Consider the following 17,833-nt stretch of genomic DNA (forward strand, 5'->3'; position numbering starts at 1 on the left):
ACCTTGCAGCGGGACACGATAGCCTGCCGGCGAACTCGGGGCGTCATGCAGGCGACGCGCGGCGCTCCGAGAATAGGCTACCTGACTGACCGAAGGGGACCACTATGACCTTTCTCACCCGGATCGCGCTGCTCTTCGGTCTCGCCCTCTCTGCAACGACGCCTGCGCTCGCACAGCCCGCCCTCTCCCAGAAGGCCTATGTCCGCACCGACCTCGCCGCCGACGGCCAGAGGCTGGAAGAGCGGCTGAAGCGCGACGTCTCCACCGGCGCCCGGCCGGCCGCGCTCTCGCTCCGCGACGGCGAGGCAGCCATGGCCCGCGGCGACGCCCGCGCCGCCCTGCCTCAGGCCAACGCCGCCGTCGTCGCCGACCCGAACAATTCAGCCGGCTGGCGCCTGATGGCCCGCGCCGCCAACGCGATCGAGCCCCGCGACTATCGCGAGCGCTGGGACCTGCGCGAGCGCGCCACCACGGCGGCCTACCTCGCCTATCAGCGCTCGGCCAACCGCAACGACGAGGCTGCCTCGCTGGCCGTGCTCGCCCGCACCTTCGAGAAGAACGAGCTCTGGCGCCCGGCGCTCACCACCTATCGCCTCAGCCTCGACCTGCAGGACAACGCCCAGCTCCGCGCCTCCTATGAGAGCCTGCGCGAGAAGCGCGGCTTCCGCCTGCTCTCCAACAAGGTCGATGCCGACGCCGCCTCGCCCCGCGCCTGCTTCGTCTTCTCCGAGCCGCTCGCCCGCGGCCGCGTCGACTTTGCTCCCTACGTCGCCATCTCCGGTGGCAAGGGCGATTTCGCCGTCAGCGCCGAGGAGCGCCAGATCTGCGTCGACGGCCTCAGGCATGGCGAGCGCTACGCTTTCGTCATTCGCCAGGGCGTGCCCTCGGCGATCCCCGACGAGATCCTGCTGAAATCAGCCGATTACGAGGTCTATGTCCGCGACCGCACCCCGTCCGTGCGCTTCACCGGCAAGAACTACGTGCTGCCGCGCACCGGCCAGCAGGGCATCCCGGTCGTCTCGGTCAATTCCGGCAGGCTCGACCTCGAGGTCATGCGCATCGGCGACCGCAACCTGATCAACTCGGTCCATTCCGACGACTTCCTGACCCAGCTCGGCGGCTACAGCGCGGGCCAGATCGCCTCCGACAAGGGTCAGAGCGTCTGGAAAGGCTCGATGGAGGTGAAGTCCGAGCTGAACAAGGACGTCATCACCGCCTTCCCGGTGCTGGAGGCCGTCGGCCAGCTCCAGCCCGGCGTCTACGTGATGTTCGCCAAGCCCTCGGGCGGCCAGGCGACGCAGGCCTCGGACGATGGCGACAGCGACTACGACGGCACCACCCGCGCGACGCAATGGTTCGTCGTCTCCGATCTCGGCCTGACCAGCTTCTCCGGTCCCGACGGCGTGCACGTCCTCGTCCGCTCGCTCGCCAATGCGTCTCCCGTCGCCAATGTCGAGCTGCGCCTCGTCGCCCGCAACAACGAGATTCTCGCCACCGCCCGCTCCGACGCCAACGGCTATGCCCGCTTCGATGCCGGCCTCGCCAAGGGCCAGGGCGGCAATGCGCCCGGCCTCGTCACCGCGCTCGCCGGCGATGATTATGGCTTCCTCGACCTGAAGCAGACGGCCTTCGACCTCTCCGACCGCGGCGTCAAGGGCCGCGTCGCCCCGGACGGCCTCGACGCCTATCTCTATACCGAGCGCGGCGTCTACCGCTCCGGCGAGACCGTCTACCTCACCAGCCTGCTGCGCGACGCCAGGAGCGCCGCCGTGACCGGCCTGCCGCTGACCCTGGTGGTCAAGCGCCCCGACGGCGTCGAATACCGCCGCCGCCAGGTCGAGGACCAGGGCGCCGGCGGCCGCGCCTATTCCATCCCGCTGCTCTCGGGCGCCCAGACCGGCACCTGGCGCGTCCAGGCCTATGCCGATCCGAAGGGCTCGGTCATCGGCGAGACCTCCTTCCTCGTCGAGGATTACGTCCCCGAGCGGCTGGAGCTGACGCTCGCGCCGAAGACGCCGCTGCTCCAGGCCGGCGAGCCGGCCGAGATCGACCTGACCGCGCGCTATCTCTATGGCGCGCCGGGCTCCGAGCTCGACGTCAACGGCTCGACCACGATCCGCGCCGCCGCCCAATCGGCCATTCCCGGCTTCGACGGCTACCAGGTCGGCCTCACCGACGAGGATTTCGAGTCGGTCCAGGCCGATCTGGAGGAGAGCTCGACCACCGACGCCCAGGGCAAGGCGCTGGTCTCAGCCGCCGTCCAGCAGCCCGACGTCAACCGCCCGCTCGAGGTCGAGATCACCTTGCGCGTCGGCGAGCCCGGCGGGCGCGCCATCGCCCGCTCCGTCACCTTGCCGATCGTGCCCAAGGGCGCCGCCATCGGCGTCAAGAAGCTCTTCGACGACGGCATGCTCGGCAATGGCCAGAATGCCAGTTTCGACGTGATCATGGCCAATGGCGACGGCCGCCGCCTCAGTCGCCAGGGCGTCAAGTGGACGCTCTCCAAGGTCACGCGCAACTACCAGTGGTTCTTCAAGGACGGCCGCTGGAACTATGAGGGCGTCAAGACGACCCGCCGCGTCGCCGATGGCGAGATCGCCACCAGCGAGACCGCGGCTGCGAACATCAGCGCGCCCGTGCAATGGGGCAATTACCGGCTCGACGTCGTCTCGACCGGCTCGGACGCGACCGAGACCAGCGTCTCCTTCAGCGTCGGCTATGAGAGCGACAAGACCGCCGAGACGCCCGACGTGCTCGACGTCGCGCTCGACAAGGCCTCCTACGGCATCGGCGAGACCATGCAGGTCCGGCTCTCGCCGCGCTTCGCCGGCAAGGCGACGCTCGCCGTGATCAGCGACCGCGTCGCCGAGATCCGCACCATCGACATCGCCGCCGACGGCACCACGGCTTCGATCCCGGTCAAGGCCGAATGGGGCGCCAGCGCCTATCTCGTCGCGCTCGCCCACCGGCCGATGGACGCTGCCGCCAACCGCCTGCCCGGCCGCGCCATCGGCCTGTCCTGGTTCTCGATCGGCAAGGAGCAGCGCACGCTCGCGATCGACCTCGGCGCGCCCCAGCTCGTGCGACCACTCACGACGCTGTCGCTGCCGGTCAAGGTCACCGGCGCGCGCTCCGGCGAGGAGGCTTTCGTCACCGTCGCCGCCGTCGATATCGGCATCCTCAACCTGACCCGCTACGAGAGCCCGGATCCGAGCAAGTACTTCTTCGGCCAGCGCCAGCTCGGCCACGAGCTGCGCGACCTCTATGGCTACCTGATCGACGGCATGCAGGGCGTCCGCGGCGCCATCCGCTCCGGCGGCGACGGCGCGGCGGCGGTCAAGGGCGAGGCGCCGACGCAGGAGCCGCTGGCGCGCTATTCCGGCGTGGTCAAGGTCGGGCCGGACGGCATGGCCAAGGTCGATTTCGAGCTGCCCGCCTTCAATGGCGCAGTCCGCGTCATGGCCGTCGCCTGGTCGGCCGGCCGCACCGGCCAGGCCAGCGCCGACGTCGTCATCCGCGACCAGATCGTCGCGCAGGCGACGCTGCCGCGCTTCCTCGCCATTGGCGACCAGTCGCGCTTCCACCTCCAGATCGACAATGTCGAAGGGCCTCCCGGCACCTACACCGTCGATCTCGACGTCAAGGGCCCGGTCCTCGTCGCCGCCGACGCGACGCGGCGCTCGTTCAACCTGACGACCGGCGCGAAGACGCAGCTCACCATCCCCGTCACGGCCGCAGGCCTTGGCCGCGCCGAGTTCGACGTCCGCGTCACCGGCCCGAACGGCATCGGCACCGTGCAGAACCTCGCCGTGCGCGTGCAGCCCTCCTCCAACACGATCGCGCGCCGCGTCGTCCGGCCGATCCCCGGCAATGGCGGTGGTCTCACGGTCTCGGCCGACCTGATGGCCGATCTCGTGCCGCGCTCCGGTCAGGTCTCGGTCTCGATCTCGCCCTTCGCCTCGCTCGACGTTCCCGCGATCCTGAAGGCGCTCGACCGCTATCCCTATGGCTGCACCGAGCAAACCGTGAGCCGCGCCCTGCCGCTGCTCCACGTCAACCGGCTGGCGTCGCTGGAGAGCCTGGCGCTGGACGCCAATGCCGACGAGCGCGTCAACGGCGCGATCGAGCGCGTGCTCGCCCGCCAGGGTGGCAACGGCTCCTTCGGCCTCTGGGGCGTCGGCGGCGACGACCTCTGGCTCGACTCCTTCGTCGTCGACTTCCTGACCCGGGCCCGCGAGCGCCAGTTCAACGTCCCCACGGTGGCGTTCAACATGGCGCTCGACCGGCTGCGCAACCAGGTCGTCAACACCTCCGACATCAACAAGGAGGAGGCCTCCGGCATCGCCTATGCGCTCTACGTGCTCGCCCGCAACGGCCGGCCGGTGATGGGCGATTTGCGCTACCTCGCCGACAACAAGCTCTCCGATTTCGCCTCGCCGCTGGCCCGCGCCCAGATCGGCGCGGCGCTCTCGCTGCTGGGTGATCGTGGCCGCGGCCGCGCCGCCTTCACCAGCGCGCTCGCGACCTTGCAGGACACCCGCGACGACGGCCTGTCGCGCGCCGATTACGGCTCGCGCCTGCGCGACAGCACCGGCACGCTGGCGCTGATCGCCGAGGCCAATGGCGAGCGCGCCGACATCACCCGCGCCGCCAGCATCGTCGAGGGCGCCCGCAACGCCTCGCGCTACACCTCGACGCAGGAGAACATGTGGATGGTGCTGGCCGCCCAGGCCATGACCAAGGAGGCCGAGGGCATGACGCTCACGGTCGATGGCGCCGAGCGCAAGGGCGCGCTCTACCGCACGCTCTCGCAGGAGGCGCTGGAGGCCAAGCCGCTCGTCATCGCCAATCCCGGCCCCGCCGCGGCCCAGGCCGTGATCACCGTCTCCGGCATCCCGGCGACGCCGGAGCCGGCGCTGAACCAGGGCTTCGGCCTGGAGCGCACGATCTACTCGATGAAGGGCGAGAAGGTCGATCCCGCCAGCCTGCGCCAGAACGAGCGCTATGTCGTGGCGCTGACCGTGACCGAGATCCCGGCCCGCTACGGCCGCCTGCTGCTGGTCGACCCGCTGCCGGCCGGGCTCGAGATCGAGAACGCCAACCTGACCGAGGGCGCCTCGACTGAAGGGCTGTCCTGGCTGGAGCAGAAGGTCTCGCCGGTCCATACCGAGGCGCGCGACGACCGTTATGTCGCCGCCTTCGAGCGCAGCGGCTCCTCGAACCAGCCGGGCGTCTTCACGATCGGCTACATCGTGCGGGCCGTCTCGCCCGGCCGCTATGTCGCCCCGGCCGCCGCGATCGAGGACATGTACCGGCCCGATCGCTTCGGCCGGACCGCGTTCGGCACGGTCGACATCGCTTCGGCGAGGTAAGGGGATAAGGCACCTCGGACGTGAGCACGCAACCCGACGAGACAGGCGCCGCCGAGCCCCCTCTCCCCCTGCGGGAGAGGGTTGGGGTGAGGGGTCGCGCCGTGCTTGCTCGTTTGCGTCTTGTCTCGCGCTCAGTGCTCGGAAGCGTCGCGCGACCCCTCATCCGTCTCCGCTCCGCGGAGCCACCTTCTCCCGCAAGGGGAGAAGGAAGGCGCGCGCCCTTCCGCAAATGGGCTCTGCGAAGCTTGGGCATCGCGACACTTGGGATCGCAACCACGGCCGGCGCCCTCACCTACTACGCCTCCACCCTCCCGCCGCTCGACATTACCGCCGCGCGCGACCGCTCGACCGTGGTGCTCGACCGCGACGGCAAGCTGCTGCGCCCCTTCCTCACCGCCGACGGGCGCTGGAAGCTCCCGGTCGGCGAGGCGGATGTCGATCCGCGCTATCTCGCCATGCTCAAGGCCTTCGAGGACAAGCGCTTCGACCGCCACTGGGGCATCGACCCCACCGCCATGCTGCGCGCCGCCGGGCAGATGCTGCTGAGCGGCCGCGTCGTCTCCGGCGGCTCGACGCTGACCATGCAGGTCGCCCGCCTGCTCGAACCGCGTGAGGAGCGCTCGCTCGCCGCCAAGCTGCGCCAGGCCGTGCGCGCCGTCGAGATCGAGCGCCGCTTCAGCAAGAGCGAGATCCTCGACCTCTACCTGACGCTCGCGCCCTTCGGCGGCAATCTCGAGGGCGTGCGCGCCGCGAGCTTCGCCTATTTCGGCAAGGAGCCGAAGCGGCTCTCGACTGCCGAGGCGGCCCTGCTCGTCGCGCTGCCGCAGGCGCCGGAGCAGCGTCGCCCCGACCGCTTCACCGAGACCGCGAGCAGGGCGCGCGACCGCGTGCTCGCCCGCGTCGAGGCAGCCGGCCTCGCCACCAGGGGCGAGGTCGCCGCCGCCCGCGAGGAGCCGGTCCCGACCGCGCGCAAGCCCTTCCCATCGCTCGCCCCGCACGTCGCCGAGCAGGTCGTGGCCGAGTCTCCCGCCGCCCGCAGCCATCGCCTCACGCTCGACGCCCGCCTTCAGGCCAATCTCGAACAGCTCGCCCGCGAGCGCAGCCTCGGCCTGGCGCCGCAGGTCTCGATCGCCATCCTCGCCGTCGACAACGACACCGGCGAGATCCGCGCCTCGGTCGGCGGCGTCGATTATTTCGCCGCCGAGCGCGCCGGCGCGCTCGACCTGACGCGGGCGCTACGCTCGCCCGGCTCGGCGCTGAAGCCCTTCATCTACGCGCTCGCCTTCGATAACGGCATCGCCCATCCCGAGACGATGCTGGAGGACCGGCCGGCCCGCTACGGCCTTTACGTTCCCGAGAATTTCGACCTCGGCTTCCAGGGCATGGTCTCGGCCCGCAAGGCGCTGCAGCTCTCGCTCAACGTGCCGACGGTCGAGCTGCTCTCGGCGCTCGGCCCGCAGCGCTTCCTGTCGCGGCTGCGCGATGCCGGCGCCACCATCGCCATGCCGAAGGAGGGCGGCGCGCCCGGCCTCGCGGTCGGCCTCGGCGGCCTGGGCATCACCTTGCAGGACCTGACCCGGCTCTATGTCGGCCTTGCCCGCGGCGGCGAGATGCTGCCGCTGCGGGTCAAGCCCGGCACGAACCCGGCCGGCGAAGCCCCGCGCCTCGTCGATCCCGTCGCCGCCTGGTATGTCGCCGACACCTTGCTCGGCGCGCCGCCGCCGCTCAACGCCATGCCCGGCCGCATCGCCTACAAGACCGGCACCTCCTACGGCTATCGCGATGCCTGGGCGGTGGGCTTCGACCGCAAGCACACGATCGGCGTCTGGGTCGGCCGGGCCGATAATGGCGCGGTGCCGGGGCTGGTCGGCCGCACCGTCGCGGCGCCGATCCTGTTCGACGCCTTCGCCCGGCTCGGCCTCGATCCGCGCCCCTTCCCGCAGCCGCCGAACGCCATCGTCGCCACGACCTCGAACCTGCCGCCGCCGTTGCGCCATCTCCGGCAGGACGTGCCGAAGACGCTCGCCGCGCTGGCGACGCCCGGCCTGAAGCTCGCCTTCCCACCGGAAGGCGCCCGCATCGACCTTGCCGCCTCCGCGCTGGACGGCAAGGCCGAGCTCAACCTCAAGGTCGATGGCGGCGCCCCGCCCTATACCTGGCTGGTCGACGGCACGCCGGTGACCCCGCCGCTGCGCCGGCGCGAGGCCGCCTGGCAGCCCGGCGGCAAGGGCTTTGTGCGGATTTCGGTGATCGACGGCACCGGCGCGAGCGAGAGCGTCTCGGTGCGGCTGCAGTAGAAGAGCGGTAAAGAGCAGTCTCGACTGGGACTGGGCTCCGCCGCCGTCATGCTCGGGCTTGTCCCGAGCACCCACGTCTTTGCGACGTCAAAGCGTGGCAAACGTTTTCCAAAGGGGCACGCACTCCAGAGCGGTTCCCGATCGGATCGCTTCGGCGCTCCCCGTCGTTGCGAGCGTAGCGAAGCAATCCAGAGGGACCGGGTGAGCGAGCCCCCCTTGAGTTGCTTCGCTACGCTCGCAAAGACGGTTCAAGTTGATCGGAAACCGCTCTGGGCAGCCGAGTGATTGACGGCACCGTCGCAAGGCGTGGATGGTCGGCACAAGGCCGACCATGACGGCGAGGGATCAATCGAAGGACGACGCGCTCCGCTTACCGCCGTTGCCTCACTCCGCCGGCGCCGGATGCGATGCAGGCGGGTGGCCATGCCCGTGCGCCTCGTCCTCGCCGTGCACCGGCCTCTCCTTGCGGGCGAGGTAGGTGTAGACCACCGGCACCACGTAGAGCGTCAGCAAGGTGCCGAAGGTCATGCCGCCGACGATGACCCAGCCGATCTGCGAGCGGCTCTCCGCGCCGGCGCCATGCGCCAGCGCCAGCGGCACGGCGCCGAGCACCATCGCGCCGGTCGTCATCAGGATCGGCCGCAGGCGCAGCTCGGCCGCGTTGACCAGCGCGTCGCGCAGCTCCTGGCCCTCTTCACGCAACTGGTTGGTGAATTCGAGGATCAGGATGCCGTGCTTGGTGATCAGGCCGACCAGCGTGATCAGGCCGATCTGGCTGTACACGTTGAGCGTGCCGCCGCTGTAGTAGAGCGCCGCCAGCGCGCCGGTGAGCGAAAGCGGCACCGAGACCATGATCACGATCGGGTCGACGAAGCTCTCGAACTGCGCCGCCAGCACCAGGTAGATGAAGCCGAGCGCCAGCAGGAACACCATGAAGATCGAGGCGCCGGACTGCTTGAACTCGCGGCTCTGGCCGGAATAGTCGATCTGCACCGTCTTCGGCAGCACCTTGGCGGCGGCCTGCTCCAGCACGGTGAGGCAGTCGCCGAGCGAATAGCCGGGCGCCGGCACGGCGGTGATCGTGGCCGAGCGCAGCTGGTTGAAGCGGATCAGCTCCTTCGGCGCCACGTTCTCCTCGACCGAGACGAGGCTGGAGAGCTGCACCACGGCGCCGTTGCGGCCGCGCAGGTAGATCGATTGCAGCGCCTGCGGCGTCGCGCGGTCGGAGCCCGCGACCTGCAGCACGACGTCGTATTGCTCGCCGTTCATGTTGAAGCGGGTGACCTGCCGGCCGCCGAGCAGGGTCTCCATGGTGCGGCCGATGATGTCGACGCCGACGCCGAGGTCGGAGGCGCGCTGCCGGTCGATCGAGACCTTGATCTGCGGCTTGTCGAGGATGAGGTTGGATTCGAGGTTGGTCATCGCCGGCGACTTCGAGGCCTCGGCGATGACCTGGTCGACGTAATCCTTGATCTGCGCGTAGGGCTCCGAGGAGCGCAGCACGAACTCGACCGGCTTGGTGTTGGCGCCGCCGCTTGCGCCCAGCGAAGGCGGATTGGTGGCGAAGAGCCGGATGCCGGGGATCTGCGACAGGCCCTTGTTGATCTCGGCGACGAGGTCCTGCTGCTTGCGGTGGCGCTGCTCCCACGGCTTCAAGCGCGCGAAGGCGATGGCGCGCGTCACGTCGGGAAAGCCGACGATGACGAGGTAGTTCTCCACCTCGGGGATGTTCTTGAAGTAGTTCTCGACCTGCCGCGCATAATCGGCGGTGAAGCTGAGCGTGGCGCCCTCCGGCGAGACGCCGATGCCGTTGATCGTGCCGCGATCCTCTACCGGGGCGAGCTCCGAACGCAGGTTGGTGAACAGGAAATAGCTGGAGCCGGCGACGCAAAGAGCGATCAGGACGATCAGCGGCCGCACCGCCAGCGCGCCGCGCAGCGAGGCGCGATAGCCGCGCGCCAAGCCCTCGAAGCCGCTCTCAAGCAGGTTGTAGACCCAGCTGTGCTTGTCGCTGTGGCGCAGCAGCTTGGCGCACATCATCGGCGTCAGCGTCAGCGCGACGAAGCCGGAGACCAGCACCGCGCCGGCCAGCGTCAGCGCGAACTCGATGAAGAGCTTGCCGGTGCGGCCGGTGGAGAAGGCCATCGGCGCGTAGACCGCGACCAGCGTCAGCGTCATCGCCACGACGGCGAAGGCGATCTCGTTGATGCCCTTGATCGCCGCCTTGTTCGGCTCCATGCCCTCTTCGACATGGCGGTGCACGTTTTCGAGCACGACGATGGCGTCGTCGACGACGAGGCCGATCGCCAGCACCATCGAGAGCAGCGTCAGCGTGTTGACGGTGAAGCCGAGCATGTACATCAGCGCGAAGGCGCCGATCAGCGAGACCGGGATCGTGACCAGCGGGATCAGCGTCGCGCGCACCGAGCGCAGAAAGATGAAGATGATCAGCACGACGAGCACGACCGCCTCGCCGATCGTCGAATAGACCGCCGCGATCGAGCGGTCGATGAAGATCGAGGTGTCGTAGGAGGTCGCGATCGCCATGCCGTCCGGCAGGTCCTCGGTGATCTCCGGCAGGGCGGTGATGATGCCCGCGGAGACGTCGAGCGGATTGGCGGTGGCCTGCTTGACGATGCCGATCGTCACCGAGGGATTGCCCGAGAACCAGGCGGCGTTGCGCTCCTCGCGGGCGCCGAGCTCGACCTTGGCGACGTCGCGCAGCTTCACCGGGAAGTTGTTGACGTCCTTGATGACGATCTGCTGGAACTGCTCCGGCGTGACCAGGCTGGTCTGCGAGAGCACCGTGAACTCGCGGCTGTTGCTCTCGATCCGGCCCGACGGGATCTCGACGTTCTGCGCCTCCAGCGCCGCCTCGATCTCCTGCGTCGTGACGTTGTAGGCGGCCATGCGGGCGCGATCGAGCCAGATGCGCATCGCATATTGGCGCTGGCCGATGATGCGGACCTCCGCCACGCCGGTGACGTTCTGCACGCGGTCGGCGATGAAGCGGTCGGCGAAGTCGGTCAGCTCGAGCGGGCTGTGGCGCGTGCTGGTCAGCGAGAGGTACATCACCGGCTGGGCGTCGGCCTCGACCTTGGCGATGATCGGCTCGTCGATCTCGTCCGGCAGGCGGCCGCGCACGCGGCTGACGCGGTCGCGCACGTCGGAGGCCGCGACGTCCGGGTTGACCGAGGGCCGGAAGCGCACGGAGATGTTGCTGCGCTCCTGGCGGCTGGTCGAGGAGATGATCTCGATGCCTTCGATGCCGGCGATCGAGTTCTCCAGGATCTGCGTCACCTGGGTCTCGATGATCTCGGCGCTGGCGCCGCGATAGGTCGTCTGCACCGAGACGATCGGCTCGTCGATGTTCGGATATTCGCGCACCGTCAGGCGCGTGTACGAGACGAAGCCGATCAGCACGACGAGCAGGCTCAGCACGGTCGAGAGGACCGGCCGGCGGACGAAGAGCGCGAAGAGGCTCATTCCGTGGCGCTCGTCTGCACCGGCGCAGGCCCGTTCTTGACCGCGACCGCGACGCCGTCGCGCAGGCGCATCTGGCCGGTGGTGACGATCTGCATGGCCGGGCTCAGGCCCTTCACGATCTCGACCTTGCCCTGCATCCGCTTGCCGAGTTCGACCGGCATGCGCTTGGCCTTGCCGCCCTCGACCACGTAGATCATCTTGCTCATGCCGTCGGGCACGACGGCGGTCTCGGGCACGATCAGCGCCTTCTCGCGCTGGTCGACGATGATGTTGATGCGGGCGAACAGGCCGGGCTTCAGCACCAGGTTCGCGTTCGGGACGGTGGCGCGCAGCCGGATGGCGCGGCCGTTGATGTCGACGACCGGGTCGATCGCGAAGATCTGGCCGATGAAGCTGCGGTCCGGCACGGCATCGACCTTGACCTCGATCGTCTGACCGACCTTGACGCTGCTCAGGAACAGCTCGGGCACGCGGAAGTCGACCTTGATCGGGTCGATCGCGGTCAGCGTGATCAGCTCCTTGCCAGCCGGGACATAATCGCCGACGCCGACCGAGCGCAGGCCGACCACGCCGGTGAAGGGCGCGGAGATGGCGGTCAGCGCCAGGCGCGACTGCGAGAGCTGCAAGCGGGCCTCGGCGACCGCAAGCTGCGCCGTCGTCTGTTCGAGCGCCACCTGCGTGCCGGAGCCGCGCTGCACCAGCGAGCGGCTGCGCTCATGAGCGTCGCGCGCCAGCCTGAGATCGGCCTCGGCCTGCTTCAGGTCGGCTTCGAGAATGGCCTTGTCGAGCTTGACCAGCTCCTGGCCCTTCTCGACGCGGTCGCCTTCCTTGAAGCCCAGCGCGACGACGCGGCCGGCGATCTCCGGCGCGATCACGACCGATTCATCGGCTGCGAGCGTGCCCAGCGCCTGGACCTCTTCGTTGACGGTCGCAATCTCGATCTTGCCGACCTCGACCGGTATCGCGGGCACCTGCGGATTGGTCGCGGCGCGTGCCGGGGCCGGCTGACCCGCCTTGAAGTTGCGGTAGCCGTAATACCCTCCGCCTGCCAGTCCGGCGATCACGAGAAGAAGGACGAGACGCTTCATAAGACTGGACGCTCCGGTAAGGCGAGACTACCTATATGAACAAGACTGGACGGTCTAGTTTTAATAGATCGCTTCAAAGGCGGAAGCATGACGGAAACGGCCTCGGATCCGCACTCTGAAACGGCCTCTGCCAAGGCAAGATGCATGCCGGCCGAGAAGTCGCGCCCGGACAAGCATCACGCCATCACCCAGGCCGCCTCCGAGATGTTCCTGGCCGAGGGTTTCGAGCGCGCCAGCCTCGACCAGATCGCCCATCGCGCCGGCGTCTCCAAGCAGACGATCTACAGCCACTTTGCCGACAAGGAAGCGTTGTTCAAGGCGATTTGCGTCGAATTGACCGAGAAGCTGACGATTCCGCTGCGTCAGCCGCGCGAGAAGAGCGCCGATCTGCGCAGCGTCCTGATCAAGCTCGGCGACGATGCGCTGGCCATGATGCTGCACCCCGCCTCGCTCGATCTGCACCGCCTGGTCATGAACGCCGCCGCGCGCTTTCCCGAACTGGGACGCGCCGCCTATGAGGCGGGCGCGGCGCGGATGATCGATGATTTGGCAACGTTGCTGACGCAACGATCACAATCGGGTGAGGAATTGCCCAGGCCGCTCTCCGAAGCCGAGGCCCGGGTGCTGGCGGAGCAGTTCATCGGCATGCTGCGCGGCTTCCACCAGATCCGCGGCCTGCTCGGCGTCGCCGCGATCCCGGTCGCCGAGCGCCGGGACTACGTGCACTCATGCGTGGAGTTGCTGCTGCGCGGCGTGTGAGTACCGAGAAGCCGCCAACCCAACGAGGCGGAGCCTGCATTCTCGACTTCAATGAAAGTCGCGGGACCGCGGCAGCACCCTCACGTTACGCGGATGCGTGTGCTGGCGTGGCGGCACGCGCTGGTCTTCCCCCGGCTTGCGCACCTCGTCCGCCCGCGCCAGCGTCCGCTGCAGCAGCCCATCGCTGAGCCGCGTCAGTTCGTGCGTCCGGTCCTCGACCTTTTCTGCGACCATGTGGACGATGCCCTCCGGGCTGCGCTGGAGCCGGCCCTCCAGCAGCACCAGCCGCGCGCCCATCGCCTGCCGGCGGTAGCGCTCGAAGGTTTTTGGCCAGAGCACGGCATTGGCGATGCCGGTCTCGTCCTCCAGCGTCATGAACATCACGCCTTTGGCGCTGCCCGGCCGTTGGCGGACGGTGATGATGCCGGCGAGCCGGCAGCGCTGGCCATCGCGCCCCGTCGCCAACTGCCCGCAGCTCAGCGCCCGCTCGCCAGTGAAGAGCCCGCGCAGGAACTGCATCGGGTGGCCCTTCAGCGACAGGCGCAGATGCTGGTAATCGGCCACGACCTGCTCTGAATCCCGCATCAGCGGCAGCAGGGTCTGCGGCTCCTCACCGAGTTCGTCGCTGTCGCTCTCCGCGAAGAGCGGCAGCGGCTTGTCGTCCGGCAGCCGCCGCACCTGCCAGAGCGCCTCGCGCCGCGACAGCCCGAGCGAGCCGAAAGCATCGGCATCGGCCAGCGCCACCAGCGCCCGCACCGGCAGCTTGGAGCGTCGCGCCAAGGCCTCGACACTGTCATAGCCCTGCCCGCGCGCCGTCATCAGCGCCAGGCCCTGAGCTTTCGAAATGCCCTCGATTTGCCGGAAGCCCAGCCGGATCGCGAGCTCACCGTCCTCGCGCCGCTCCAGCGTATTGTCGCAATCGCTGAGGTTGACGTCAGCCGGGCGAATCTCGACGCCCGCCTCCTGTGCCGAGCGGATGATCTGGGCCGGCGCATAGAAGCCCATCGGCTGCGAATTCAGCAGCGCGGCGTTGAAGGCGGCGGGGTGGAACCATTTCAGCCAGGCCGAGGCATAGACCAGCAGCGCGAAAGAGGCTGCATGGCTTTCCGGAAAGCCATAATCCCCGAAGCCCTTGATCTGGTTGAAACATGCTTTGGCAAAGTCTGGGTCATAGCCGCGCGCGATCATACGCCCGACCATCTTCTCCTCGAACATATGGATCGTGCCGACACTGCGAAAGGTCGCCATGGCGCGCCGCAGGCCATTCGCCTCGTCATCGGTGAACTTCGCCGCCACCATGGCGATGCTCATTGCCTGCTCCTGGAAGAGCGGGACGCCTAGTGTCTTCTCAAGCACCTTTTTGAGTTCGTTCTCGTCACCATGCGTAGGCGAGGGGTAATGGACTGGCTCCCCATTCCGCCGCCGCAAATAGGGATGAACCATGTTGCCCTGGATCGGGCCGGGCCGAACGATCGCCACCTCGATGACGAGATCGTAGAACTTCCTCGGCTTCAGTCGCGGCAGCATGTTCATCTGTGCCCGGCTCTCGACCTGGAAGACGCCGATCGCCTCGGCCCGGCAGAGCATGTCGTAGACAGGCTTTTCACCCTGCGGGATCGTCGCCAGCTCCCAGCTTTTGCCTCCGTGCTTCTCGATCAGATCGAAGGCCTTGCGGATGCAGGTCAGCATGCCCAGCGCCAGCACGTCGACCTTCATCATGCCGAGCGCGTCGATGTCGTCCTTGTCCCATTCGATGAAGCTGCGATCCTTCATCCCGCCCCAGCCGATCGGCACGCACTCGTCGAGCCGGCCGCGCGTCAGCACGAAGCCGCCGACATGCTGCGAGAGATGGCGTGGAAAGCCGATCAGCTCCGTCGCCAGCGCGACGGCGCGTGCGATCATCGGATTGCTCGGGTCGAGCCCGGCCTGCCGGACATGATTTGCCGGCAATCCATCGCCCCAGCTGCCCCAGACCGTATTGGCGAGCGCGGCGGTGACATCCTCGCTGAGACCCAGCGCCTTGCCGACCTCGCGAATGGCGCTGCGTGGTCGGTAGCTGATCACGGTCGCGCAAATGCCGGCGCGCAGCCTTCCATAGCGCTCGAAGACATATTGCATCACCTCCTCGCGCCGCTCGTGCTCGAAATCGACGTCGATATCGGGCGGCTCCTTGCGCTCCTCGGAGAGAAAGCGGGCGAAGAGCAGATCGCTCTCCAAGGGATCGACTGAGGTGACCCAAAGGCAATAGCAGACCGCGGAATTGGCGGCCGAGCCGCGACCCTGGCACAGGATCGGCGGTTCCTGTGCGCGGGCAAAACGCACGATGTCGTGGACGGTGAGGAAATAGCGCGCATAGCCCAGCCGCGCGATCATCGCGAGCTCCTTGCGGATCAAGTCCTGCACCTTGCGGGGAATGCCGCCGGGATAGCGCCGCCAGGCCCCTTCCCAGGTCAGGTAGCCAAGATGCCCCTGCGGCGTGCTGCCCTCCGGCACCGGCTCGTCGGGATACTCGTATCGGAACTCGTCCAGGGAGAAGCGGCAGCGTTCAAAGAAGCGCAGCGTCTCCACCACCATCTCCGGCGCGTGCCGGAACAGCCTGGCCATCTCCGCAGCCGGCTTGAGGTGGCGCTCGGCATGGGCCTCCAGCATGCGCCCGGCCCGCTCGATCGGGACATGCTCGCGGATGCAGCTCACCACATCCTGCAGGGGACGCCGCTCCGGCGCATGGTAGAGCACGTCGTTGACTGCGAGGCAGGGCACGCGCGCCTTGGCGGCGAGCACGGCGAGCCGGTCGGAGCGACGCCGATCGTCACCGTGATGCGGCATGTCGATGCCGAGCCAGAGCCGGCCGCGTGCAAACTCTGCGAGGCAGACAAGCGCCGCCGCGATCTCCGCATCCGGCCTTCGCTCCGGCATCAGGATCAGCAGCAGCCCCTCGGCGAACTCGCGCAGGTCCTCCAGGGTGAGGACGCACTCGCCCTTCTTCTCGACCTTCATCTTGCCCTTGGTGAGCAGCCGGCAGAGCCGGCCATAGGCCGGCTTGTCCTGAGGGTAGGCGAGCAGATCCGGCGTGCCGTCGGCGAAGACCAGCCGGGCGCCGACGGCGAATGTCAGCCCCGTCGCGGCGATGCCGGCCTCGCGCATCTCCGCATGCGCTCGCACCACGCCGGCCAGCGAATTGCGATCGGCGATGCCGATCCCGGCCAGCCCGAGTTCCGCCGCCCGCCTGACCAGTTCCTCGGGATGCGAGGCGCCGCGCAGGAAGGAGAAGTTCGAGGTTACGGCGAGTTCGGCATAGCGCGGCGGCGGCTCCAGCGCGAACCTCACCCGCCCATTGTCGTTGACCGCGCTCATGCGAACAACCCGTGCATGAACCAGGGCGGGTGCTTCACTCCCGGTCCGTAGAGCCCGTCGCGATAGAGCCAGAAGCGCCGCCCGTCCGGCTGCTCGATGCGATAATAGTCGCGCGTCGGCGCCAGGCTCTCGGTCGCCAGCCACCATTCGGCGGCGATCCGCTCCGGCCCCTCCGCCTTGGCGACGTCATGCACGGCGCGGCGCCAGCGGAAGCGCGTCGGCGGGCCGTCCGGAATCTCGGCCAGGACCTCGATCGGCTCCGGCCGCGCCAGCAGGCGCAGAGGCCGCTCCGGCACGGCGCCCGGCTCGGGCCAGGGTGGCGGAGCCCCCAATCGCGCGGTCTCATTATAGTGCAAGGCCGGCACGGCGAGCGCGGCGCGCACCGGATCATGCGTGTCCTGCGCCAGGAAGCGCCTGACACGCTGCGGCCCGAGCCGGGCCGAGAGCGCGTCGGCCACCTCCGCCAGGGCCCGCTCGGCCGCAGCCTCGTCCGGAACATCATCGTCATAGCCGGTCGCAAGCGCAGCCTGATCGACCGCCAGCCGCTCGGTCGCCCCGGCCGAGAGGCGGATCAGGTCGAAGCCGAAGCCGGGATCGAGCGGGTCGGCCAGCGCCTCGAGCTTCAGCGCAAACAGCCGGTCGATCACCTTTGCGTCGCGCAGCGGCAGGCCGGTCTCGATGCCGAGCCGGCGCACCGCGCCGTCGCTGCGGAAGAAGCTCGCCTCGAACAGTTTTGCCCCCTCGCCGCGCGCCTCCAGCATCTCCGACAGGCTCTGCTCCAGCCCGGCCAGTGCCAGCCGGATGCCGGCCTCATGCGCCAGCGGCTCGGCGAAGCGCCGCTCCGCCATGCAGTCGGGCAGCGGCCGGCGCGGCGTCACCGCCTCCGGCAGCCGACCGAAGGCCTGATCGAGCCGATCGAGCAGATCGCTGCCGAAGCGGGCGGCCAGCGGCGCGCGCGGCCGTGTCTCGATATCGGCAATGTAAATCAGGCCCATGCGCGCGAGCCCATGCTGGCGCGCGCCGTCGAGCCCCAGCGCCGCGGCCGGCAGCGGCAGCAGCGCCGCCCCCTCCCCGCCCGGCTCGATGATGCCGCCGCTTCCATAGCGCGCCACCGCCCGGGCCGCGCGCGGCGTGCCGGCAATGGCCGCCCGCACCGTAAAGCCCTGCCGCTTCAGCCTTGTCAGGCAATCGCGCCCGAGCACCGCCTCGCCGCCGAAGAGATGGGCGCAGCCGGAGATATCGAGCAGCAAGCCATCCGTCTCGTCGAGCGCGACCAGCGGGGTATAGCGGTCGCACCAGTCGGCGATGGCGCCGAGCAGGGCAGCGTCCGCGGCGAGGTCCTCCTCGACCACGTCGAGGCGCGGGATCATCGCCCGCGCATCGGCCAGCGCCATGTCGGAGGCGAGCCCGAGCCGCTCGGCCAAGGCATCGAGGCAAGTCAGGCGGAAGGCGCCCTTCGCCTTGCCCACCACAACAA

The 17,833-nt window shown here is 68.9% G+C and carries 7 protein-coding genes; 3 read left to right on the top strand and 4 right to left on the bottom strand.

What is annotated here, in order from left to right; genetic code table 11:
* Positions 1-104: 104 nt before the first annotated feature.
* Together DWF00_RS24925 and pbpC are read left to right on the top strand one after the other, a co-directional pair.
* Positions 105-5,372 (top strand): alpha-2-macroglobulin family protein, encoded by a 5,268-nt coding sequence (locus tag DWF00_RS24925; protein WP_114831594.1) that lies wholly within the window; start codon positions 105-107, stop codon positions 5,370-5,372.
* Between the two features lie 236 nt (positions 5,373-5,608).
* The gene (gene pbpC, locus DWF00_RS24930; RefSeq protein ID WP_425453186.1) at positions 5,609-7,669 is read left to right on the top strand and encodes a penicillin-binding protein 1C; all 2,061 of its coding nucleotides are present in this window, start codon (positions 5,609-5,611) and stop codon (positions 7,667-7,669) included.
* 384 nt (positions 7,670-8,053) lie between these two features.
* On the opposite strand, the gene DWF00_RS24935 is transcribed toward pbpC, so the two are convergent.
* A complete protein-coding gene (locus tag DWF00_RS24935) occupies positions 8,054-11,155 on the bottom strand; it encodes an efflux RND transporter permease subunit (RefSeq protein WP_114831592.1) in 3,102 nt (1,033 codons plus the stop codon).
* The gene (locus DWF00_RS24940) at positions 11,152-12,243 is read right to left on the bottom strand and encodes an efflux RND transporter periplasmic adaptor subunit (RefSeq protein ID WP_114831591.1); all 1,092 of its coding nucleotides are present in this window, start codon (positions 12,241-12,243) and stop codon (positions 11,152-11,154) included. Before DWF00_RS24940 ends, DWF00_RS24935 begins: the two co-directional genes overlap by 4 nt.
* Before the next feature lie 144 nt (positions 12,244-12,387).
* Here DWF00_RS24940 and DWF00_RS24945 point away from each other — a divergent pair, with 144 nt between their 5' ends.
* Entirely contained in the window at positions 12,388-13,002 is a 615-nt protein-coding gene (locus DWF00_RS24945; RefSeq protein WP_181832820.1) for a TetR/AcrR family transcriptional regulator, read from the top strand.
* A gap of 48 nt (positions 13,003-13,050) precedes the next feature.
* On the opposite strand, the gene DWF00_RS24950 is transcribed toward DWF00_RS24945, so the two are convergent.
* Positions 13,051-16,356: an error-prone DNA polymerase gene (locus DWF00_RS24950; RefSeq protein WP_114831589.1), complete on the bottom strand. Its 3,306-nt coding sequence runs from the start codon at positions 16,354-16,356 to the stop codon at positions 13,051-13,053.
* Positions 16,353-17,828, bottom strand: a complete 1,476-nt coding sequence (locus tag DWF00_RS24955; RefSeq protein ID WP_245974336.1) for a DNA polymerase Y family protein — start codon at positions 17,826-17,828, stop codon at positions 16,353-16,355. The genes DWF00_RS24950 and DWF00_RS24955 overlap by 4 nt, the downstream gene beginning before the upstream one ends.
* Positions 17,829-17,833 lie beyond the last annotated feature (5 nt).

Source organism: Allobosea caraganae (genome assembly GCF_003351345.1).
Lineage (GTDB): Bacteria > Pseudomonadota > Alphaproteobacteria > Rhizobiales > Beijerinckiaceae > Allobosea > Allobosea caraganae.